The sequence below is a fragment of the Paraflavitalea sp. CAU 1676 genome (assembly GCF_029223285.1).
Taxonomy (GTDB): domain Bacteria; phylum Bacteroidota; class Bacteroidia; order Chitinophagales; family Chitinophagaceae; genus Paraflavitalea.
In genome coordinates, this window is the sequence record NZ_JARHUJ010000005.1 from 174,330 (window position 1) to 195,127 (window position 20,798).

General features: G+C 49.5%; 17 protein-coding genes. 8 read left to right on the plus strand and 9 right to left on the minus strand.

From position 1 onward, the window contains the following. Position 1: 1 nt before the first annotated feature. The 4 genes from smc to P2H89_RS17220 all read left to right on the plus strand — a co-directional run bounded on the left by smc (position 2) and on the right by P2H89_RS17220 (position 7,849). The gene (gene smc / locus P2H89_RS17205; RefSeq protein ID WP_275829072.1) at positions 2–3,523 is read left to right on the plus strand and encodes a chromosome segregation protein SMC; all 3,522 of its coding nucleotides are present in this window, start codon (positions 2–4) and stop codon (positions 3,521–3,523) included. Positions 3,524–3,711: 188 nt separating this feature from the next. Continuing rightward, positions 3,712–4,914, plus strand: coding sequence for a hypothetical protein (locus tag P2H89_RS17210; RefSeq protein WP_275829074.1), 1,203 nt, complete (start codon positions 3,712–3,714; stop codon positions 4,912–4,914). A gap of 37 nt (positions 4,915–4,951) precedes the next feature. Beyond that, on the plus strand, positions 4,952–7,162 hold the full coding sequence (locus tag P2H89_RS17215; protein WP_275829076.1) for a hypothetical protein: 2,211 nt from the start codon (positions 4,952–4,954) through the stop codon (positions 7,160–7,162). An 18-nt stretch (positions 7,163–7,180) separates the two neighbouring features. Next, entirely contained in the window at positions 7,181–7,849 is a 669-nt protein-coding gene (locus P2H89_RS17220) for a hypothetical protein (protein WP_275829080.1), read from the plus strand. A gap of 165 nt (positions 7,850–8,014) precedes the next feature. Here the strand turns inward: P2H89_RS17220 and P2H89_RS17225 are convergent, their stop codons facing one another. Next, positions 8,015–8,551 carry a ferritin gene (locus tag P2H89_RS17225; protein WP_275829082.1) on the minus strand — a complete coding sequence of 179 codons (537 nt, stop codon included), beginning with the start codon at positions 8,549–8,551 and terminating at the stop codon, positions 8,015–8,017. Between the two features lie 72 nt (positions 8,552–8,623). On the opposite strand from P2H89_RS17225, the gene P2H89_RS17230 reads away from it, so the two are divergent. Further along, the gene (locus P2H89_RS17230; RefSeq protein ID WP_275829084.1) at positions 8,624–8,953 is read left to right on the plus strand and encodes a DMT family protein; all 330 of its coding nucleotides are present in this window, start codon (positions 8,624–8,626) and stop codon (positions 8,951–8,953) included. Between the two features lie 44 nt (positions 8,954–8,997). On the opposite strand, the gene P2H89_RS17235 is transcribed toward P2H89_RS17230, so the two are convergent. Together P2H89_RS17235 and P2H89_RS17240 are read right to left on the minus strand one after the other, a co-directional pair. Further along, positions 8,998–10,059 (minus strand): oxidoreductase, encoded by a 1,062-nt coding sequence (locus P2H89_RS17235; protein ID WP_275829086.1) that lies wholly within the window; start codon positions 10,057–10,059, stop codon positions 8,998–9,000. A gap of 1,092 nt (positions 10,060–11,151) precedes the next feature. Next, a complete protein-coding gene (locus tag P2H89_RS17240; protein ID WP_275829088.1) occupies positions 11,152–12,612 on the minus strand; it encodes an aminopeptidase P family protein in 1,461 nt (486 codons plus the stop codon). A 360-nt stretch (positions 12,613–12,972) separates the two neighbouring features. Between P2H89_RS17240 and P2H89_RS17245 the strand changes: the two genes are divergently transcribed. Next, positions 12,973–13,677: a hypothetical protein gene (locus P2H89_RS17245; protein ID WP_275829090.1), complete on the plus strand. Its 705-nt coding sequence runs from the start codon at positions 12,973–12,975 to the stop codon at positions 13,675–13,677. A 103-nt stretch (positions 13,678–13,780) separates the two neighbouring features. Here the strand turns inward: P2H89_RS17245 and P2H89_RS17250 are convergent, their stop codons facing one another. Both P2H89_RS17250 and P2H89_RS17255 read right to left on the minus strand, forming a co-directional pair. Beyond that, the gene (locus P2H89_RS17250; protein WP_275829092.1) at positions 13,781–14,686 is read right to left on the minus strand and encodes a transglutaminase family protein; all 906 of its coding nucleotides are present in this window, start codon (positions 14,684–14,686) and stop codon (positions 13,781–13,783) included. Between the two features lie 305 nt (positions 14,687–14,991). Then, a complete protein-coding gene (locus tag P2H89_RS17255; protein WP_275829094.1) occupies positions 14,992–15,258 on the minus strand; it encodes a hypothetical protein in 267 nt (88 codons plus the stop codon). A 632-nt stretch (positions 15,259–15,890) separates the two neighbouring features. On the opposite strand from P2H89_RS17255, the gene P2H89_RS17260 reads away from it, so the two are divergent. Beyond that, the gene (locus P2H89_RS17260) at positions 15,891–16,886 is read left to right on the plus strand and encodes a glyceraldehyde 3-phosphate dehydrogenase NAD-binding domain-containing protein (RefSeq protein ID WP_275829096.1); all 996 of its coding nucleotides are present in this window, start codon (positions 15,891–15,893) and stop codon (positions 16,884–16,886) included. 205 nt (positions 16,887–17,091) lie between these two features. After that, positions 17,092–17,679: a hypothetical protein gene (locus P2H89_RS17265; protein WP_275829098.1), complete on the plus strand. Its 588-nt coding sequence runs from the start codon at positions 17,092–17,094 to the stop codon at positions 17,677–17,679. Positions 17,680–17,739: 60 nt separating this feature from the next. On the opposite strand, the gene P2H89_RS17270 is transcribed toward P2H89_RS17265, so the two are convergent. From P2H89_RS17270 to P2H89_RS17285, 4 genes are all read right to left on the minus strand, one after another. Next, positions 17,740–18,057 carry a cupin domain-containing protein gene (locus P2H89_RS17270; RefSeq protein WP_275829100.1) on the minus strand — a complete coding sequence of 106 codons (318 nt, stop codon included), beginning with the start codon at positions 18,055–18,057 and terminating at the stop codon, positions 17,740–17,742. 11 nt (positions 18,058–18,068) lie between these two features. Further along, positions 18,069–18,506: an RDD family protein gene (locus tag P2H89_RS17275; RefSeq protein WP_275829102.1), complete on the minus strand. Its 438-nt coding sequence runs from the start codon at positions 18,504–18,506 to the stop codon at positions 18,069–18,071. A gap of 40 nt (positions 18,507–18,546) precedes the next feature. Beyond that, positions 18,547–19,740 carry a hypothetical protein gene (locus tag P2H89_RS17280; protein WP_275829104.1) on the minus strand — a complete coding sequence of 398 codons (1,194 nt, stop codon included), beginning with the start codon at positions 19,738–19,740 and terminating at the stop codon, positions 18,547–18,549. Positions 19,741–19,839: 99 nt separating this feature from the next. Next, positions 19,840–20,712: a homoserine O-succinyltransferase gene (locus P2H89_RS17285; RefSeq protein ID WP_275829106.1), complete on the minus strand. Its 873-nt coding sequence runs from the start codon at positions 20,710–20,712 to the stop codon at positions 19,840–19,842. Positions 20,713–20,798: the final 86 nt, after the last annotated feature.

The window sequence follows — 20,798 nt, forward strand, 5'->3', positions numbered from 1 at the left end:
TGTGCGATTAAAGAGTTTAGAAATAAAAGGTTTCAAAAGTTTTGCCGACAAAACCATCCTCAACTTCGATGAGGGTATTACTGGTGTTATCGGGCCCAATGGCTGCGGTAAAAGTAATATCATCGACAGTATCCGTTGGGTTATTGGCGAGCAAAAGATCAGTCACCTGCGTAGTGAGAACCTGGAAAGCCTGGTGTTCAATGGATCAAAGACCCGTTCGGCCAGCGGCCTGGCGGAGGTGAGCCTCACCTTCGAAAATACCCGCAACCTGCTGCCGACCGAGTTCAACACCGTCACCGTTACCCGGAAATTCTACAAGAGTGGGGAGAGCGAATACCGCCTCAACGACGTACAGTGCCGTTTGAAAGATATCCAGAACCTGTTCATGGATACCGGGGTAAGTACCGATAGCTACGCGATCATCGAGCTCGGTATGGTGGATGAGATCATCAAAGACAAAGAGAACAGCCGTCGCCGCATGCTGGAGCAGGCCGCTGGTATTACTATATATAAGACCCGTAAAAAAGAAGCCAAGCAAAAACTCGATGCTACCGAGCAGGATCTCGCCCGTATCGAAGACCTTTTGTTTGAGATCAACAACCAGCTCAAGAGCCTCGAAAACCAGGCGAAGAAAGCGGAGAAGTATTACGAGATCAAGAAGGAATACCGCGAACTGAGCATCGAGCTCGCCAAAGCATCGCTCGAAGGCTTCAACCTCACCTGGCGCGACCTCAATACCCAGGCTGAGACAGAAACCGATAAGAAGATCCGCCTCGAAGCCGAGATCGCCAATGAAGAAGCGGTGATCGAGCAGGAGAAGGTTGGCTTCATCGAAAAAGAACGTGGCCTGCAAAGCATGCAGCACGAGTTCAACGACCTCGTACAGAAATTACGCACCAAAGAGAACGATAAGAACCTCGCTTCCCAAAGGCTCAACTTCCTGAAAGAAAAAGAAAACAACCTGCAGGAGTTCCTGAACAAGAGCGAAGGTCAGCTGAAAGGACTCGAAGAAAGCATCGAATTCACCACCCTCCAGGTAGGGGAGGAAGAAGGTAAACTGGAAAGTCTCCAGAACCAACTGGCCGACCTGAAAGACGCCAGCGAAGAAAAACGCAAGGTGTTCGACGAAAAGCGGGTGACGGTAGATAGCCTCCGCAGCGAAAACCTGAGCATGCAGCGCAACCAGTTCGAAGCGGAAAAGAAGGTCGCTATTGCCGACAACTCCATCCGCAACCTGGAGCAGGGCATCACCCGCCTCGAAGAAGAACAGGAAGCACGCAACAGCCAATTGAAACAACTGGAAGAAGAGCGTGTAACCAAGGAAGAGGAGCTCGAAAGCCGCCAACGCGATCTGCAACAACTGCAGGATCACCAGGAGCGTACTAAAGAGCAGATCCTCCAAACGCAGGGGCAGATGGAAAAACTTCGCCAGGAATTGGCCGAAGAAAGCCGTAAGCTCGATGCCCGTAAGAACGAGCACGACCTGCTGAAGAGCCTCATCGACTCGATGGAAGGTTATCCCGAGAGCGTAAAGTTCCTGCACAAGAACCCCAACTGGAATCACACTGCACCGATCTTATCGGATATTATATATGTAAAGGAAGAGTTCCGCGCCGCCGTAGAGAACGTGCTGGAACCCTACCTCAACTACTACGTGGTAAATGATCTGCAGGAAGGTCTGCAGGCTGTGCATTTGCTCGATGCCAATAAGAAAGGGAAGGCCAACTTCTTCCTGCTCGACAAGCTCAATGGCAGCACCGACACGGCTGCACATCAACCCGAAGGCACCATCCCTGCCATGCAGGTGATCGAAGTGGATGCTCAATACCGTCAGCTGGCAGAGCACCTGCTGGGCTCGGTATTCATCGCGGAGAACGAAGACGCCCTCTCCAACAGCAATGGCGCCATCGTACTCGAAAAACATGGTAAATACGTAAAAGGAAAATACTCCCTCACCGGCGGCAGCGTGGGTATGTTCGAAGGAAAGAAGATCGGACGTGCCAAGAACCTCGAGAAGCTGGCCGAACAGATCCATGGCCTCGAAGCAACCGTGAAGGGATTGAAAGAAGGTATCCAGGAAAAGCAGAATGAAGTACTGAGCTTCAATGAGCAGCTGAAAGATACAGCGATCAAGCAGGCGCAGAACGACATCAACCACCTCACCAACCTGGTGTTCTCTTTGCAAAACAAGATCGAGAACCTGCACGGTATGAAGAGTACGTCGCAGAACAGGCTGGAAGAGTTGCAGATCAACCTGGAGAATGTGAACTCCTCTATCTCCGGTACCCGTGAAGAATGGCAAACCCTGGTAGCGCAACTGAATGAAGTGCGCGAGAAACTGCAGGCAGCTGAAGGTGATTATAAATCGGCCGAAAGTCAATACCACAGTGCGTTGGCTTCGTACAACGAATTCAACCTGCAGGTAACCCGCCAGCAAAGTAAGATCAATGCACTGACTACCGAACTGGATTTCAAACGCAACCAGCTCACCGGCCTCCGCACGCAGATCGAGACCAACGCTTCTCAATTGAAGCAGACAGCCGAAAACCTGCTCGAAAGCGAAGAAGCATTGTCTGGCGCCGAGAACGGACTGGTTGACCTGATGCGCAAGAAAGAAGAAGCAGAGAAGGTCCTCAACGAAACCGACCAGGCATATTACAACCTGCGTAATACATTGGGTGAAAAGGAAAGCCAGCTGCGCTCCAAGAATAAAGAACGCGAAATGCTCGAGCACCTGCTCACCGAGATCAAGGATAAGCTCAATGAACTGAAGCTGCAACTGGCCGGTATGAAGGAAAGGTTGAGTGTGGAGTTCCGCATCAACCTCGACGATATCATCGATCAGCCAAGAATAGGCGATACCCCTGCCGAAGAGTTGCAGGAGAAATGCGACCGGATGAAGAAGCGCCTGGAAAACCTCGGAGAGGTGAACCCCACCGCGATCGAAGCCTTCCAGGAAATGAAGAAGCGTTACGAGTTCATCCTCGAGCAGAAGAATGACCTGGTAACCGCGAAGGATAGCCTGCTGCAAACCATCCAGGAAGTGGAGGCCACGGCCAACCAGCAGTTCCTCGATACCTTCAACCGGGTGCGCGAAAACTTCCAGCGCGTATTTAAAGCGCTGTTCACAGAAGACGATACCGCGGATATGATCCTGGAGAACCCGGAAAACCTGGCAGAGACCAGCATCGATATCATCGCCAAGCCCAAAGGAAAACGTCCTTCATCGATCACTCAGTTGAGTGGTGGTGAGAAGACACTCACGGCAACGGCCCTGCTGTTTGCGATCTACCTGATCAAGCCGGCTCCGTTCTGTATCCTCGATGAGGTGGATGCGCCGCTCGACGACGCCAACGTAGGTAAGTTCACCAACATGATCCGCAAGTTCTCCGAAGAAAGCCAGTTCATCATCGTAACGCACAACAAGCAAACGATGAGTACGGTGGATGTTATTTACGGGGTAACCATGCAGGAACCCGGTGTAAGCAAACTGGTGCCGGTCGACTTCAGAAGTCTCAACTAGTAAGAATTTTCATCAGGTCAATAGGAAAAATAAAAGTCCCGCTTTCAGGCGGGATTTTTTATTGCGCATACTGCAGCAGGGTATTAACCCGCGCAAATACCGTCTAAACACCTTTCCACTGCTTGGCAGCCCGAACTATTTTTATGGAAGCTGAATGCCGGACATTCAGTGAACCAATCCTACCGATCATGGAAGAAACAACAACAAAGAAAAGAGTAAGGGCTGCAACTGCTGGCAAAAAGAGAGCAACAGGAAATCCGGCGGGTATACGCCGTAAGGCCGCGGTGAAGAAAAATGCCAGTGCCACTAAAGAGAAAGCCTTGAAGAAAGTGGCCGCTAAGCAGAGAACGCCTGGTAAGAAGAAAGCCACGAAGAAAGCGGCCGACAAAAACAAAGCTGCGAAGAGAGCAGCAGCGCAGCAGAAAGTTGCTACAAAGCAGAAAGCGACAAGAAAGAAGGCAGCAAAGAGTGCAGCCAGGCGCGCCAACCCAACTGGTACAGCCACCGCCGCAAAAAAGAAACTGGCGAAGAAAAAGAAGCGCCCTACAACAAAGCAGCCAGCGGACAGGAAGAGCGCCAAAAGGAAAGTGACCAAAAAGGCTGGGCGGCGCTCCAAATCCATACTTCCCTCAGCCGACAAAGTTGAAGTTGTTACCGAAGCAGCCCATGCGGAACCTGTTGAGACAGTAGCTGAAGTTGTACAGGTGCAGCCTGTTGTTACTGAAGTAGACGTATTTCCTGCCGAAGCGGTAGCAACGAGCATTACGCATCCCGACTGGCAGGCAGTAGCTCACTTTGATAATAATGGGATACAACCTATTAACTTCTGTAGCTGCCATTTGACGGTACCGCAGCCGCCCGATAAAAACATCGGGCAAACCATCATCCTGTTTATAGGCTTGCAATCAATCGCAGAACAGCGTCTGTTACAACCGATCCTCCAGTGGGGGCGTTCACAAATGGGTGGTGGCAGGTTTTGGTCTATCGGGAGTTGTGTGGCTAAAGGAGCATTTGGATTGGAGCAAAGTACCGATTTGCAGGAAGTAGCTCCCGGCACTGCGTTGAAAGCAATTATAGCATTGAATGATGTTTCAGGTAATCAATTTGTGTATAGCTGCTTTTTTGAAGACAGACCGGGTACCAGAATCCAAACAGATCCTATCCCGCCGCTGAAAAACTGTTGCGTTACCCTCGAAGCCTCGCTTATAGAAACCCGCCAGCATTACCCTCCGGAACCGTTGATTACGATGAAGAATATTGTCGTGCAAAGGAATAACCAAATGATCACACCGCCCTGGCGGCTCGAAGGCTTCAGCGAGCATGGAGAAAAAGCCCGCCTGCGGCGTGTTCAGGGACAATTAGACCAGATAGACCTTTTCTTTCAGTCATAGTTAACATAAGTCTTCATTAAGCATCAATTTAACCGATATGAAACCACTATTATTTTTTGCTGTGCTATTATATAGCTCTGTTGGGGTTGCGCAGCAGACTTCCGACATTCAATTTGATCGGACCGGAAAGATTACTTCTTCTTTACCTGAGCGGTTTGGCAAAGAGGATAAAGTGATTTTCCGGATGAGTGATTCAAAAGAATCATTCGAGAACTATCTTAAAAATTACAAAGACAGGTTAAGACAAGCCATCAGCACGCTCACTACCCTGAAGGATGATAAACAAAAAATGAAACTGTTGGAGGTGGTGTATGATATTAAAGGAAGCGATATCGATTTGGTGATTGCTGAATTGAAAACACTGGTTGACGCCCCGGTAGGCAATGATGTGGTCTATATGCCAAGGTTTAAAGAAGCAGATAAGAACTACATTGGCTTTACTCTTGGCAACACAGCCGTTGCTGGCGCTGAAGTAGTTGCTCCAAATGCCAATACCGCGCCAATGGCGGTTAAGCCTTTCGGACCGGATGCTCAGATCAATTTCTCGGTGACCAAAAAAGATCCATTTAAAAAGCTGGTGATGGGTTGGCTGCAAAGCACCAAAGACAGTTATGGAGGAGCTATTGACCTTGGTCCCGTTCAGCAGGTTGTTGCAGCGATCGAAAAAACTGCTGCAGAGGTTGGTGCGTTTGCCGGTAAAGTACGTCCGGACATTGCCAGATTCACAGAAGAATCTGTAAGTGGCGATGAAAATGCACTGATAAAGAAGTACACCCCCTTGTTTAACGAGATACTTCAACAAACCGGGAAATTTCAAGGTCAGGTCGATGCACTCAATAAGAAATTGATCACTACCGTTGCCCTGCACGATAAGAAAAACTGGATGCTTAAGTGGTTGTGGTACCAGCGTAATCAGCTTCCTGCCCTTAATCCATTGGGTTTCTCGGAATCGATCGGCGCAGCGCCCGACACAAGCATGTTGGAAGGGATTAGAACCAGGCTTCAGGTAAGAGAAACTTTCTTAAAGAGCAATCTCGATAAACTAAAGCCTGCACAGATAGATTCCGTACTGAACGTCATCGACGCCGATAAAAAGAAGATCAATGAAGTGCAGAAAGCCGTAAAGAAATTCGCGGAGAACAGCTCTTTAAACAGTAAAGCTGCAACAAGTTTCAGTACCGTTTCTACCGACTTGTACAATGGTATTTTGTATGTAGAGGATAAGTCGAATATTTATTATTGGATGCGTCACCATAACGCTGCTGCCAACTACCAACTGATGAATACGTTGGAGACCGATGAGTTTCTGGAAACGGATAAGGTGGTGATCCTGGCGCACAACCTTACACCGAATGAAAGAGCGTCGCTTAATTTAAGTTTTGCAGCTATAACGAATGATGCGTCCTTGTTGACCGATCAATTGCTGCCTGTGATAGCAACTCTTGGATCAGCGATCCTTAAAACCGGCGGCCCGGGCATGGTTACGCTCAAGCAAAAGGCTGCAGAAGCCGACAAGGGACTTCGTAGGCTGGTAGCCAGTCTCGAAGAGTTGCAGGACAATACCAGGTATCTTGACTATCTGCTGCAACAATCTAACCCTCCTCTCGATATAGAAGAACGTACCGAAAAATCCATGGCTTACCATTCCGAAGTAACCAACCCGGTGAAAAAGGAAAAAGGGCCGCGTAAAGCCACTTACTATCTCAATACGGTTGTGTTGAACGCACAGGGTGGCGATTCCGTAAAGCTGGACAAAGTGCCTACCGATACCTTCAGCTATCGCATTAACAAGCTCTATAGGCTATTCCCCATGGCCGGTATAGCCTGGGTGCCCCAAAGACTAGCCTCTGTGTCACAGGACTCCACCGGTAAATTCTCCATTAACGAGGAAGCAGCCGTGAAATTTGTGGTGGGCCTGAAGGTCTATCTCCGCAAAACGGATATCCGTAGTCCGAAATTCATCACAGCAAGAGGGCGCGACGGTGAACCATTGATCTGGTCCAGAACCAGCCTTACCCTGGCGTTTGATATCAAAAAGCCGTTGGATAATATTTATACCGGCGTAGGGCTCGATCTGTGGCCGGGCTTCTGCGTCAACTTCGGTGGTATGTTCAATAAATACAACTTCAAGTCTTATAAGAATGGACAGGTGTTCAAGGAGAATAAACAATACAGGGGCGCCTTTTACATGGGGGTATCCACCGACCTTACCTTATTCGCCGAACTGAGTAAATTCCTGGGCTTTTAACCATTCAAATTCACACATATGAAATCAATAACAGTCTATATAATCCTGGTAGCATGTATTTCCCTGGCGGCCTGCAATAAATACGATTCCTTCGGTGGAGAAGCTTCTCTTACGGGTTATGCTTTCCTGAAAGGTGCCGAATCGGAAGACGTGAAAACGCCGATGGCCGATCAAACGATTTATCTCAATACCGGCAACGATACAAGCACGTATGTGATTGCCACTAAAACGGATAAGTCGGGGTACTTCTCCTTCAATTTCGTGTGCGAAGACAAGGCATACATCATTTTCACCCGATACCTCAAGGATGGAACCGAATATGTCGGCGCCAAAAAGATAGAGGGGGGCGAATTTAGTGGCGATAAAGTAGTTCGTACAACGCTCGAAGTAAGCCCTTCCTACCTGAATGGGATGTATGTACAATTTACCGATACGCTGGGTGGTCTGCTGCCCAATTTACCGGTCAGGATTTATAGGAGCAAGGTGGCCGCAGATGTCGATTCCGTAAAATATGCCGTTTACGATACTTCTACGAAAACTACCGGCATCATCGCTTTGTACAACATCAATAAAGGCAAATACTATTTTGTAGGTAAGGACAGCATTAAGGGAAAAGCACTGCGCGTATTCGATTCGGTGGAAGTAAAAGACAATGAGATCGCCAGGAAAACAATGCAGCTAAAATAGTCTCCCTGCTGTTACAAAACAGTAGCGTATCAAAACCCAACGATGGTCGGTGAATGCCTAAAACGATCACCTGGATTGCGGAGGTAACGAAATAAAAAGAGTGTGTCTCCTGATGTGAGACACACTCTTTTCGGTATTTTGACCAAAGCTTGTTGCCGGTGAACATTAATGACCATGACCGCCTCTGCCGCCGCCGCCACCGCTGCCGCCGTGGGGGTTCAATACACCCAGGTCGCGGTCGAACAAGTACATACCACCCTTGTCTTCCCCGATCAGTTTCAGTTTATCGAGGCACTGGCGCGCCAGGCTCTCTTCTTCGATCTGCTCGGTTACATACCACTGCAGGAAGTTGTGGGTAGTGTAATCTTTTTCCTGCATGCAAAGTTCTACGAGGGCATTGATCTCGTTAGAGACCTTCACTTCGTGTGAAAGAACGATCTCGAAGATCTCCTGGATATTTTTGAAGTCTTTTTGCGGTGCTGCAAAAGGAGGTACAATGGCATGACCGCCACGGTCGTTGATATAGTGAAAAAGCTTCAGCATATGCAAGCGCTCCTCATCCGAGTGGTGATAGAGGAATTTAGCAACGCCCGTATATCCTTTTACTTCTGCCCAGGAGCCCATCGCCAGGTAATACATTGAAGAAAATCCTTCCAGATCGATCTGCCTGTTGAGGGCTGCGTCAATTTTGCTGGATATCATGTGTTAGAGTTTTGTAGTCAATTTACGAAATTCTAATTTCGGCGCTCAGTACTTCTGTAAAAATAACTCATTATGCGTACGATCGTGTTATTGGTGTTGTCGAACATCTTCATGACGATAGCCTGGTATGGCCACCTGAAACAAGACAATATTCCCTTGTGGAAGGCTGTTCTGGTTAGCTGGGGCATCGCCTTTTTCGAATATTGCCTGATGGTACCGGCCAACCGGTATGGTTATGCCAGCGGCTTCAGTGGCTTTCAATTGAAAATGACGCAGGAAGTGATCACGCTGATCGTCTTTGCCGTGTTTGCCGTCGTGTACCTCAAAGAGCCCTTCCACTGGAAATACCTGGTGAGCTTTGGTTTCCTGATGGGAGCGGTCTATTTCATGTTCAAGAAGTGAGGACTCATTGGCGCGCCAGCCTCCACAGGTCGTCACCAAACGGGTCAGTGCACCAGTTTCGCGATGCGTCCGTTACCCCCGGCGAAGAAAACGGCTTTTCCCTTCTTTGCTTTTTGGCAAACGTGGTAGGCTTCGGGCGATATGAAGTGCCAGTATTTACCACCGTCTGTTGAAATATCGATGCCGGCTGTGCCGCAGGTAACCAAACTGCGCTCGTCAAGATAGATCACGCAGCTGCGGTAGCCTTTGGGACCTTTTACCGGCGCCTGCCAGGTCTTCATTCCATCGAACGAGATCAAACAGTTTTTGGTGGTGTCCTTGTTGTTTTCGTAATCGCCGGCCACAATGGCGGCATGCTGCCCGTGGGTGGCGATGGAATTGGGGCCCGTCATTTCCCTTCCCTGGGTTATGTCGAGCACAAATGTATTACGCGGATCTACGAAGCGCGACACCTTGCCGCCCGAGACGGCCGAAAACAAGCCGTTCTTTTCATACACGATATTGGTACCGCTGGCTGCGAAGAATCCTTCTCCTTCTTTGGCCGGGATGGTTACGGCCTTGAGTTTCGCCCAGGACTTGCCCCCATCGCTGGTGGTGGCGAGGTAAACCTTTCCATCTATCGGGTCGCCTACTACAATGCCCTTCTTATTGTCGGCAAAATCCATGGCATCGAGGAACATGCCCTTGGTGGTATCGGTAAAGACGGTGGTCCAGGTGGCGCCGCCATCTTCCGTTCGCAATATATTGGCGGGTTCGGCAATGGCGATAATGACAGCCGTTTTCTCGTCGAAGGCTTCAATGTCGCGGAAGTCACGCTTCTCAAAACCCGGTACGGTCGTCCACTGCCAGGTAACGCCGCCATCCACCGACCGGCCCACCTTCCCCTTACTGCCACTCACCCATACCACCTTGTCGTTGACCACACTGAGGCCACGCAAACTGGTTTCTGTGCCACTTGTGAGCAGTTGTACTTTGGGCGTATCGGTCAGTGCAGGCTGGCCCTGCAGGGTTTTCGCATAAGCTGTCGGCGTACTGTTGAGGTTTTCTGTACCAGCCAGGCTGCTGAAGGCGAGTAGGGGAGTTATCCAGGAAAGTTTGGTCATCATAGCCGTTAAGTTAAGGCGAAATCGAACGTAAAAGTCAATAAAGATACTTTGCGCTAATACATGGTTATGAACCGTTACTCCTCCCTGGGACGGGTGTCCTTTGTCTGTTTGTGAAACAAGCCTGCAAATCAAAAAGCCATCCTCCGTTGGGAGAGATGGCTTTTGAATGTCTTAAACTTGTCAGTCGATCGAAGGTAAACTTGTCTTCTTCATAGACATTGGACGTTTCTGGTTCTGAGTGTTTTGGCGGAATAGGTTTTTAGGATATCGACTGGGCTTTCCGGACTACTGGATCCTGGTCGGTCTTTACAGGAATTGGATGTTGATATGTAGTCTTTCAGGATGTTTCAAAAACCGTTTGCTCTCTTTCTCACACAATCAAACCAAATTGTTTCTGTGGACTTTGAATGATCTTTTCAAGCTGATATTGGATGCCTGGATATTGGCGGTGGATTTTTCGATGTGGATATCAGATCAACTAATTCAAAGATACTTTTAACAACCTGCTTGCCATAGAGCAAATCTGCCCCTTTTTTTGCCTTCAGTTATTCCCCATTGCATCGTAAATATTCATAATAGTATTCGAGGTATTACTTTTCCTCGTATAGTGTTTTTGCGAAAAACTACCATTTTTGGGTAGAAAGACGCAGAATTTATTAGTAATAATACGGTTTTCCGGATCGGCGAAAAGCGCAGGCTAAAAACGGTTTTAAGTAGTTTTTACCGTAGGAGCGTGGCCCCCGGCACAACATTTTAGCGGCCCGGGCCGTCGATTTGCGGTCCCCAATTGAAGCCTCTGATCAGTGGGGCTGGCGTTTAAAGCTGCGCCTGGCGAGGCCCAATCAATGCTTCACAGCGCCTTCCTTCCCAAGCCCCGCCTACACCACCCTCAACGCTTCAAGCTGCGGTCCTCAGCGCTCACAACGATCAGCCTAAAGCCCTGCCCCAACTTCACATCGCCTTTAACGCTCCAGGCAGGTCGCCCCTGTCAGCAATCGCACCCCCAAAAAAAAGCCGGCCCATAGGGCCGGCCAGTTATTTCAGCGGGGTTGATTATGCAGGATCGGGTTTTGTTTCATCCCGGTTCCTGGTTTAGAATCCCTTTTTACCCGATTGCAGCTTGGGCAACGTGAACTGGTCGAGCGGACTCTTCTCTGCCACTACTTTCTCCACGTCGCTCGCCTTGCGGGGAGCCGCCCACGACAACAGTTCGAAATCCTTCTCCTTGATCAGCAGGTCATCTTCGATACGCACTGCAATGCCCCACCATTTCTTATCGCAGTTACTGTTCTCCGGAATATAAATGCCCGGTTCTATCGTGATCACCATACCTTTCTTCAGCGTAGCCGAAGCAGAACGGTCATGCACGTCCAAACCGATATGGTGGCCCAATCCATGCGGGTAGTATTTGTTGGCTTCTTCTTTCTTGGTAATGATGCCCAGCTTGATGAGGCCTTCTGCAACCACATTCCGTGACACCTTATCGAGCTCACCCCAGGTGCTACCTTCCTTGCACAGCTTGAATGCCGCTTCCTGTGCTTCATAAACGATCTCATAAATGGCTTTCTGCTCGGCGGTGAATTTACCATTGGCTGGCACGGTGCGCGTAACATCGGCCGTATAACCATGGTATTCTGCACCCACATCCATCAGCACCATCTTGTTCTCGACATGCAGTTTTTCGTTTTCCTGGTAATGCAATACGCAGCCATTGTTGCCGGCGCCCACGATAGAGGGGTAACCCACATATTCGGCGCCGTATTTCTTGTGTACATACTCATGCAGGCCCTGTACTTCACGCTCCGACATATCGGGGCGTACTGCCTTCATTACTTCGGCCTGGCCATGGCAGGATATTTCCACTGCCTTGCGCAGCAGGTTCACCTCTTCTTCGGTTTTGATCTCCCGCAGCTGGCCGGTATATTGGCGGAACTGGGCTGTACCGAAACGTTTTTCCTGCACATAATTGTCGGGTATCTGCGCTTTCTCCTTCAACTGCTTCAGCAGGTCGAAAAGGTCGGCATTATCGTAGCGTGAATCGTTTACATCGGCCGGCAAACGGTCGAGGATGATCTTGTCGAATTTCGTAAAGTCGAGCTGGTAATTTTTGAAATCCTCTCCATTGAACACATGCGTTAAACCCAGCTTTTCCTTAGCCCCTTCTACGCCCATACGCTTGCCCGTCCACTGCTCGGCCTGCGCATTGCGTTTCTGTACAAACAGGAGCTCTTTAAACGTGCTGCCGTCGGCGGCCGTTTGTGGTTCCTTAAACACCAGCAACATGGAATGGGGCTCTTTGTAACCCGAGAAATAATACAGATCCGGATTCTGGTGATACACATAATCCACATCATTCGAGAAATTGCGGGTAGGGTAGGCCCATACCACGGTGACGGAGTTGGCCGGCATCAGCTGGCGCAAAGAATCCCGGCGTCCGGCATGAAAAGCAGGGGTCAGGTAATCACCTGGCAGATCTTCTTTGGGAGATGGCTGGGCAACAGCAGTATAGCTTGCCAGCAGCGTACATCCCATAACGAAATTGCGTAAACGCATAGTTAGTTTTTTTGGCTTCATTGATGGCTTAAATATAGGCTATTGTGGAAAGGAGTACCGGGTCGAAAGCGGCGAGTGGCAAGGGAATTAGGTGAGTGGCAGGGAAGCGGCGCGCAGGGGGCGGAACGCAATGCTGGTTGGACGTTTGGAGGAGTGATCCGGTAGTGCTTTTATTGGCCTGTTTCGGGGTGTTTGGGTAGTTAAAACCACAAGCAAATGGGAATTTACGGACCCCTATTTTTAAAGGCGCAAAGGCCTATCGTATTTTGTGCAGGACCTTGCAGGGTAGTAATACTGAAAAAGCCTTTCTATGCAATATTTCCTTAATTTTTTGCGATTTTAGAGGGTAATGCCAGCTTAGTGAAAAGTCAAATTTACCTGGTCGTATCCATCTTAACGGTCATCCTGTCTTTTGTACCCGCGGTGATCGTGTTGCTTAAAAAACTTTGGCAGGCTTCCCCTTTCAATTACTTCGCCATTTACTGGATCGTCAACGGATTCGTGAACAGTATGCTGTTGGTGAAAGGGCTCAATAAGCAGTTTGTGGAAGTCATGATCGTCGTGTACAATTCGCTCGATATTCCCATGATGGTAGGCATCATATACCTGTCGGCGTTCTCTGCCAAACTGAAGCGCTTCATCCGGGTCGGCCTGGCTGGGTTGCTGGTGTTTGAAGCAGCCTGCCTTATACAGGGTGGATTCGATTATGATTCGCTGAAATACTCCATGGGGATCGGCTTGCTTTTCGTGATGACGATCATCATCTGGCAGATCTCGCTGTACCTGCAGCAAATGGAACATGCCACCCGCGAGAAAGCCTTGTTGCTGATACATGGCGCGCTGCTGTTTCAGTACGGCACCTACATCGTCGTATACATTTTCGATTACTACATGGTCGGGGTCGCCGATAATGTCGATAAATTCCTGATCTACTATATCTCCACTATCATTTCCATCACCATTGGCAGCTCGGGACTCCTTTTCAATGGGCTCAGGAGATTGCCCACCACCAATGCGATCAGAAGGTCTTTCTGGGCCGAATCGCAGGATAGCGCCACCAGATAGCGACCAACAGCAGCTTGTTCCCCAACTCACCAATGGCAGGTAACTGACGCCAGGGTTTTCCTTGTTTGAACCAGGAAGCTCATGATGTACTCTGCAAACGGCATCAGAGATCGATGATTGCGTAGGCTTTTTCACTCAGGTAAGGGCCGCCGGGATGCTTGGCCGTATAATCGAGGTTGATCCAGTACTGGCCGTTCTGCTCATGATAGTAGATATTATCGATTGACCGGTCACCGAAAAGGTAAATAATGGCCTGCTGTAAACGGTCGAACGCTTTCTCATCGCCCGCATACAATTCCGGGTACAGGTGCCCTTCGGATAATACCATACGGCAATGCGCCCCGATCGATTTGAGGGTCGACACCATCAGCAGGGTATGGTCATCGCAATCGCCGCCCAGCCCATTCAGGATGGTTTCGCGGGCAGTGGCAAAATATTCGTCACGCTCCGAGTCGGATACGTACTTGAAGTTGGAGTTGATGTATTTGAACAATGACAGCTGGCGCACGATAGGACCATACTTGGTATGGTATTCGTCAAAATAGTCGAGCGAATGCTTCACGGAAAAATTCCTCACCACCGAATCGCGCGAGTCTACTTTCGATTGCAGCACCTTGATGGTCTTGGTAAGTGGTCCGTCGAAGATGCCGGGCGTAAGAATGAGGTCGGTTTCCTTTTGACCATTGCGGCCCCAGTTGTTCTCTACCATCGAGCGGTAATCCGTTACCATATGGCTGAAGCCATAGCCATTGGTAAGCTGGTTATAGAGCAATACCAGCACGCAGAGTGCCACGGCGGGTATCAGTAAAAAGCGGAATAACCTCAACACGAGCCAGGTTGCAAGCGCTGCCAATGCCACCGAGAGGGTGAGGTCGAGGTTCCAGTCGCCCACCATCAACGGTGGAATGTAACGGTTGATGAGGGGAGCCAGGGGCAATACGGTCAGTATGCTGACGATCACCAGCAATACCTTGCGAATCTTAATATACTTTTCGTCGTTGAAATTCATACCAGTAGTATCCTGTTAGATCTACAGAAAAATTGTACCAATTTACTGAACGCGGCCGGTTGGGTAATTGGCTAAGCAGGTCGTTTTGGTGGAAGGGGTTAAAGGGCAACCGGCACCAACTAATTTATAAAATTTTATGTTAACCGGAACATAATATAGTTGACCGGGTGAAAATAACCGGTGGATGCAGGTGACTGCAAAGAATAGAGCGGAGAGGAGGTATTGGCGGGAGCTGCTACGGTTAAGGTATGGGCTTTAAAAACCGCTCCCGGCATCCTGTCGGGGCCGGGAGCTGATTTATTGCATTAGTCATCATCTTCTTCGTAATAGGCGTCCTGATTGTCATTATACACGGATTCCCACTCCTTCACTTTGTCATCACTCAGCAATTCGAGTATATCGAAAATGGGGTCGGCCTTCTTCTTCCATTCCAGTACTGGCACTTCCGCATAGTTCGTGACATACTGGCAATAATCTGTTTCTACAGTTACTTTGATCAATGATACCGGGCTATCTTCCTTTTCCTGGATCAGGTAATAATAACCAGTCTCTAACAATGCATACGAATACATACAATCTTCCTCCACCGTTTTAGTTAATAGTTTAAAACGAACTTAAATGGTATAGTAAGTAAATACTTTGTTCAGGTCACTTTTCAAAGGCAATTCGGTCCTGACAGAATTTAATGGATGTAGCGGGGGTTGGTCTGGTAGAATTATAAACAGGTTGGTAAGGCCAAATTTAGGACAATAATGGTATTCGCGGGTTCGCCTGCTTGCCCGGTATTAAAATTTTTACAGAGCCTTAATAATTGGCCAATTCCACCATTGATTTCTAGTTACTTACAGATTATCAGGAATTTGATAATTGTCAGATTCGGGTATATCCCTACCCGGCGCAGGGGTGGGTGGGGGCCGCTGAGCACCCCGCGGCTACTTTGGAACTCCTGCCGGGCCACCGCCTACTGGCTATGCAGCGAGCCCCCACACCGGCCCGCAAGTACCCCTAAAAGACCTTCACTCCTTGCCTCCAGAGGTGCTGATTTGATCTGCCATGCGTCGTTTCATCCGGCGAAGACGCGTTGGAGCCTTTTCTTTTACTGGCCTACCGCCTATGTGGCAACCGGACTACCACTCACCACCTCCGGTGAACCTGGGTATCTTCTTCTTACCGATATTTGCAGCCATTTTTAAACAAAGAACACATGCGTATTGCGATCAATGGAATGGGACGTATCGGCCGGCTTCTCTTCAGGCGGCTGGCAGGCAGGAAGGATCTGGAGCTGATAGCCATCAACGACATCATGGAACCAGGCAACCTCGCCTACCTGCTCAAATACGATTCGGTGTATGGCACCTATCAGCATGAAATAACATTAGAGAATGACGAACGCCTCCTGGTAAACGGACAGTCGATCGCCGTGCTGCAGCAGTCCGATCCCGCTAAGCTGCCCTGGAAAGACCTGGGTGTGGATGTAGTGCTTGAGTGTTCCGGCAAATTCACCAGCCGGGCAGGCGCCTCCACCCACTTATCGGTTGGGGCGAAGAAGGTATTGTTGTCAACCACCGGTGCGCCGGAGATACCGTTGATGATCTACGGCTTCAACCAGCACCTGCTGACCCCCGAAACCGATATCATATCGCCCGGTGGCTGCATGACCAACTGCTCCACCCATATCCTTTACCTCATGAACTCCATCGGGATCGAATCGGCCCATATCAACGTGCTGCATTCTTATACTTCCCGCCAGGGTATCGTCGATGCGCCGCACAAGCAGTTCCGCCGCGGCAGGGCTGCTGCCGAATCGATCATCCCCGTAGAGATCGATTTGGCCCACTCCCTCGAAACCTTATTCCCCTTGTTACAGGGTAAGATCGCTACCGTTTCCACCCGCGTGCCGGTAGCCAATGGGGCACTGGCCGACTTTACCCTTCAATTGAAACAGCCTGCCGCGGCCGACCAGATCAACCAGCTATTCCGCACGGCCGCCGCTACCGAATACAAAGGCATCATCGATTATACCGAAGAGCAACTGGTGTCGCTCGACATTAAAGGCAATACCCATTCGTGCATCCTGGATGGTACCCTTACTTCCGTCGTCGGCAACCACGTTAAACTCATTACCTGGTTCGATAATGAATTTGGTTACACCAGCCGCATGCTCGACTGGCTCCAGTACTGGAAACGCGTATTGGGATAATCCGCATATTGAATAGTATAACATCGCCCTGTTGTTGGATAATTCCGCAACAGGGCGATGTGTTTTAAAGCAGGTAGCGGTCGGCTCTCTTCAATAAAAAAGAATTAAATGTAAACGCTGCCACAATTTTTTTTCATAATACCGTTAAGTGTATGCGTTAATATCCTGTGGAGAAATCAACACAATAAATCCTAAATCTAACCCAATGAAGAAGTTAACCAACCTGCTGTTGGCCGTTATGGCCCTGTCCCTGTCTGCCCATGCGCAATTCAAATCAGAGCCATCGAATGCTGGTTTTATCAAGGCGGTAGAAACCATCATGGGCGATTTCCCTTACAATTACAAACATATTACGGGTGAGCTGGTAGAGGCTACCGGCGACTGGCACCAGTATAGCTCTACCGTGAAGATCCCGGGATCGGAGCATTGTGTCGTGGGCCTTTACCATTCTGAAATAGATACTACGGCCAGCTGGCAGGCGCTCTTGTTCCGCAGCGACAATTTCAGTAAGGCAAAGTCGGCCTACAAAAAACTGTATCAACAATTGAATCAGTGCAGGCTGCGTATGGTGGATGGCAGCGTCTATTTCCTCAATGGAGAGTTTGAAGACGTATCGGAAGGAATGGACTTTGTAACAAGTGCCTTTCGTATCCAGACAGCCGATGAACGTTTCCGGGAGTTTCATGTAGAGCTCGAACTGCTTTACCAACTGGACGAGTGGGTCGTGAATGTGAACATGGTAAGCAAAAAGAAAGATAATGAAGTGCGGCCTGATTGGATGACAGGCCGTTAAGATAGTAGTGTGGTTTCATAGTCATGCAAAATGCCGCCTGTGGTTGGGCGGCATTTGCTTTTAAATACGGTAGTCTTCCCGCACCGGTGAAAAGGCATCCAGCACGCGACAATCTGTTAGCGCAATGGCGCTGTGGGGCGTATTGCCCGGGATTACATGCACCATGCCGGGTGTCAACACCATCTTTTCGCCACCTATGATCATCTCCAGTTCGCCTTCAAGGATAAAGGTCACCTGCTCATTCGGGTGTTTGTGCTCTGGCAACGGATGGCCTTTCTTGATATCTACGAATGACATGGTGATCTTGTCTCCATGCACGAACCGGCCAAAATAGCCCGGCACGATCTCCTTGCCTTTAATGTCGTTGAGGTGTTGCATATCTAAAGGTTTTATTTCGCTGTGATCATCACTGAACCGGCAACCAGGTCGTGAAATGCCCTTTTCTGGGGATTAGAGTGGATCGCCAGGAATGAAAGCCATCCCAACACCAGCTTGATGAGCCAACGGAGGTAGGCCTGGAAGATATTGATCCTTTTAGAGGTATTGTTGAACTGGCGAACGCGGATACCCATCAGGTAGTTGCCAAGGGTACAACCAAGGGCCGTACACAAAGGTTCGTAAACAGCCCAAAGAAAAATGAAAGCAGCAAACCTGACCCATCCTGGGATATCTCCAAACTTATCCAATAAAGCTACTACGCCAAACATGCAGAACAGGGCAAACAAAAAATCAATAAAAAGCGACTGGTAGCGCTTCATGAGACTGGGGTATTCCTGTACCTCAGGTTGTAATGCCTGGTCACCAGGCAATGATGTAACGGGTTCCATGGTGTAGGTTGTATTAGGGGGGCAATATAAGATGTTGATCTTATTGTTCAAAGTAACAAACGCTGCCGCCTACCCATTCCTTGTTCTTGTTGTAATCCACGCCGATCATTTTTCCTTTGCTGAGTCGTGCGAGGTTGATCGCCGGGCGGGGTCGGTCCCAACCATCCTTCCACAGGTACATCAGGCGGATCTCCGTTTTGGCAGGCACATCCGGTGTAGGGATCACCGGCGCATAGTTTACTTTCCGCTGCAGTATCCAGTTCTCAGGATCGGGAATGTTAATGATATGGTCCTGGGTTACATCGATCACTACGCCTTGTCCGGCGAAGGAGAACAGCGGTTTCAATACATAGTTCTCCAGGTCGGCCGGCACTTGCTTCAGTTCATTGAGGAACCAGGTTTCGGGTACATAGGGATGCTGGATAAAGGGTATGGTGAACTTGCTGATGCGGTAAAACCAGTTGGGGTGGGGCACCCATTCCACGTCGAGGTCCTGCGTAATATCGACATAGTTGGCGAGCTTGCTCTTCTGTGCCTTCAGGTCGTCGAAGATCGCGCGGTTGTAGATGCGCTTTACAGCCGTTTTTACCCCATCCTTCAGGTAGTAGAGCTTTTTTCCTTCCTGTATCAGTTCGGTAATACAAACAGGTTCAATGCCGAGGTATTCGCGGGTGCAATAGAAGTCGATACGCGTCTTTTGCTCATGCGGTTTGATCTCGAGCAGGATCACATTTTCTGCGGGTGTATCGCCCATGATCACTTCCTTCAGTTGCTGCAGGTAGGTGTCATGGTTCAATCCGTTGAGGTATTGAGAATAATTGCCGGGCACGGGGAAATACTTGCGCAGCAGGTCGGGATAATACACCTGGAAACCAAAGAGGGTAGGAAAGCCCTGCATTTCGATGAGCTGTGGCACCAGTTCGCCTTTGTCATCTTCACACACGCCAAAATCAAATGCGATCATATGGGCGTGGCCGTTCTCGTTGGGCACCCGCTCGCCCTGGGGAATGGCTCTTTCTGTTAGTTCCTTGAAATGGGGATCGGTGATCACGTCGATGATGCTTTCGCAGGCATCGAACATCTTTTGCGCAAAGGATTTGCTTACGAAAACCGGTGTTTCGGCCAGCCTGAATTCAATGGCGCCGGGATATTTGCTGTTGAGGTCATTAAGAAATTGTTGGTATTGCTCTTTCGTGAACGACTCATTGTACGCTTTGCGCAGGCTGGGTACCATGGCAGACTTGTTTTGCCCGGAAGATACGAAGAAACGGGAAGCCATCAGCGGGATGGCTGTGTGCAATGGGTGACCAACAAAACAGGCATCGTAACAACTCTACGCTTCTACTTCCACGAGGTTGTTGATGGAGTGCTTCAGGAAATTGGGAATAATGTGCGAATAGGTATACCGGATCTTATCGGGATCGTTGAGCTGCTCGATCATCGATTGCCATTTCTCGAATCCATGGTTATCGATCACCACCTGCCGGCGGTCGTCGCGTTGCAGGTAGAGGCTCATACCCGATGCGTCGGCTTCGGGATGGAACTGGGTGCCGATCATGTTTTCATTGAAACGGATGGCCATGATGGCCCTTTCGAGGGGTATATGAGGTCTTTCCTTTTCGATGGCGAGTACGGCGCCGCCCATCGAGCGGATCCGCTGGGTATCGGGCTGTACCACCTGGTAATCGCGGCTGTCTACCGCGTAGAATGGATCCTGCAAGCCGTCGAATACGGGTTCCTCATGGCCGGTCTCCAGCATATGCACCGGGAATACGCCAAAGGCGGTAGATCTTCGCTGGGTTACCTGGGCCACTTTGAAATAGCGGCAGGCCAGTTGAAAGGAGTGACAAATGAACAGTACATTCTTTTTGATGAGATGGCGGTCGCCGGTGTTGTAGTCTTCCACCGACCGAAGCCAGTTAAAGTACTTGTTTTCCCACTCGCTGCCCTCGCTATCGAGGGGCGAACCGGGGCCACCGCTGGAAATGTATAGATCGTAGGAGAGATCGGGTAGTTCCTGTTTGGAACGCACATCAAATTCGTCCCATTCAATACGGAGTTGATTGATTTCGGCATACTGGGTCAGGAGTTCCCGGATACAACGCATGCCCTGGTTGGCCACGCCTTCATAGAGGTCGAGGATTGCTATGTGTATGTGTTTAGGATCGCTCATATACATGCCTGCAAACATAAGAATTTTTGCCATTTTGGCTGTCTGCACACGATATGATAACAAAAGGCGGGTCTGTGTGGTTCAAAAAAAGCCGCACCGGGTGGGTGCCGCTCTATTCG

Bases quoted from the DNA above. Each gene is read 5' to 3' on its own strand.
- P2H89_RS17225 (WP_275829082.1), bottom strand. From the start codon at position 8,551: ATGATATCCAGCAAAATTGACGCAGCCCTCAACAGGCAGATCGATCTG.
- P2H89_RS17250 (WP_275829092.1), bottom strand. From the start codon at position 14,686: ATGAATTTCAACGACGAAAAGTATATTAAGATTCGCAAGGTATTGCTG.
- P2H89_RS17285 (WP_275829106.1), bottom strand. From the start codon at position 20,712: ATGGCAAAAATTCTTATGTTTGCAGGCATGTATATGAGCGATCCTAAA.
- P2H89_RS17230 (WP_275829084.1), top strand. From the start codon at position 8,624: ATGCGTACGATCGTGTTATTGGTGTTGTCGAACATCTTCATGACGATA.
- P2H89_RS17270 (WP_275829100.1), bottom strand. From the start codon at position 18,057: ATGCAACACCTCAACGACATTAAAGGCAAGGAGATCGTGCCGGGCTAT.
- P2H89_RS17210 (WP_275829074.1), top strand. From the start codon at position 3,712: ATGGAAGAAACAACAACAAAGAAAAGAGTAAGGGCTGCAACTGCTGGC.
- P2H89_RS17265 (WP_275829098.1), top strand. From the start codon at position 17,092: ATGAAGAAGTTAACCAACCTGCTGTTGGCCGTTATGGCCCTGTCCCTG.
- P2H89_RS17275 (WP_275829102.1), bottom strand. From the start codon at position 18,506: ATGGAACCCGTTACATCATTGCCTGGTGACCAGGCATTACAACCTGAG.
- P2H89_RS17260 (WP_275829096.1), top strand. From the start codon at position 15,891: ATGCGTATTGCGATCAATGGAATGGGACGTATCGGCCGGCTTCTCTTC.
- P2H89_RS17220 (WP_275829080.1), top strand. From the start codon at position 7,181: ATGAAATCAATAACAGTCTATATAATCCTGGTAGCATGTATTTCCCTG.
- P2H89_RS17215 (WP_275829076.1), top strand. From the start codon at position 4,952: ATGAAACCACTATTATTTTTTGCTGTGCTATTATATAGCTCTGTTGGG.
- P2H89_RS17280 (WP_275829104.1), bottom strand. From the start codon at position 19,740: ATGGTACCCAGCCTGCGCAAAGCGTACAATGAGTCGTTCACGAAAGAG.
- P2H89_RS17240 (WP_275829088.1), bottom strand. From the start codon at position 12,612: ATGCGTTTACGCAATTTCGTTATGGGATGTACGCTGCTGGCAAGCTAT.
- P2H89_RS17255 (WP_275829094.1), bottom strand. From the start codon at position 15,258: ATGTATTCGTATGCATTGTTAGAGACTGGTTATTATTACCTGATCCAG.
- P2H89_RS17235 (WP_275829086.1), bottom strand. From the start codon at position 10,059: ATGATGACCAAACTTTCCTGGATAACTCCCCTACTCGCCTTCAGCAGC.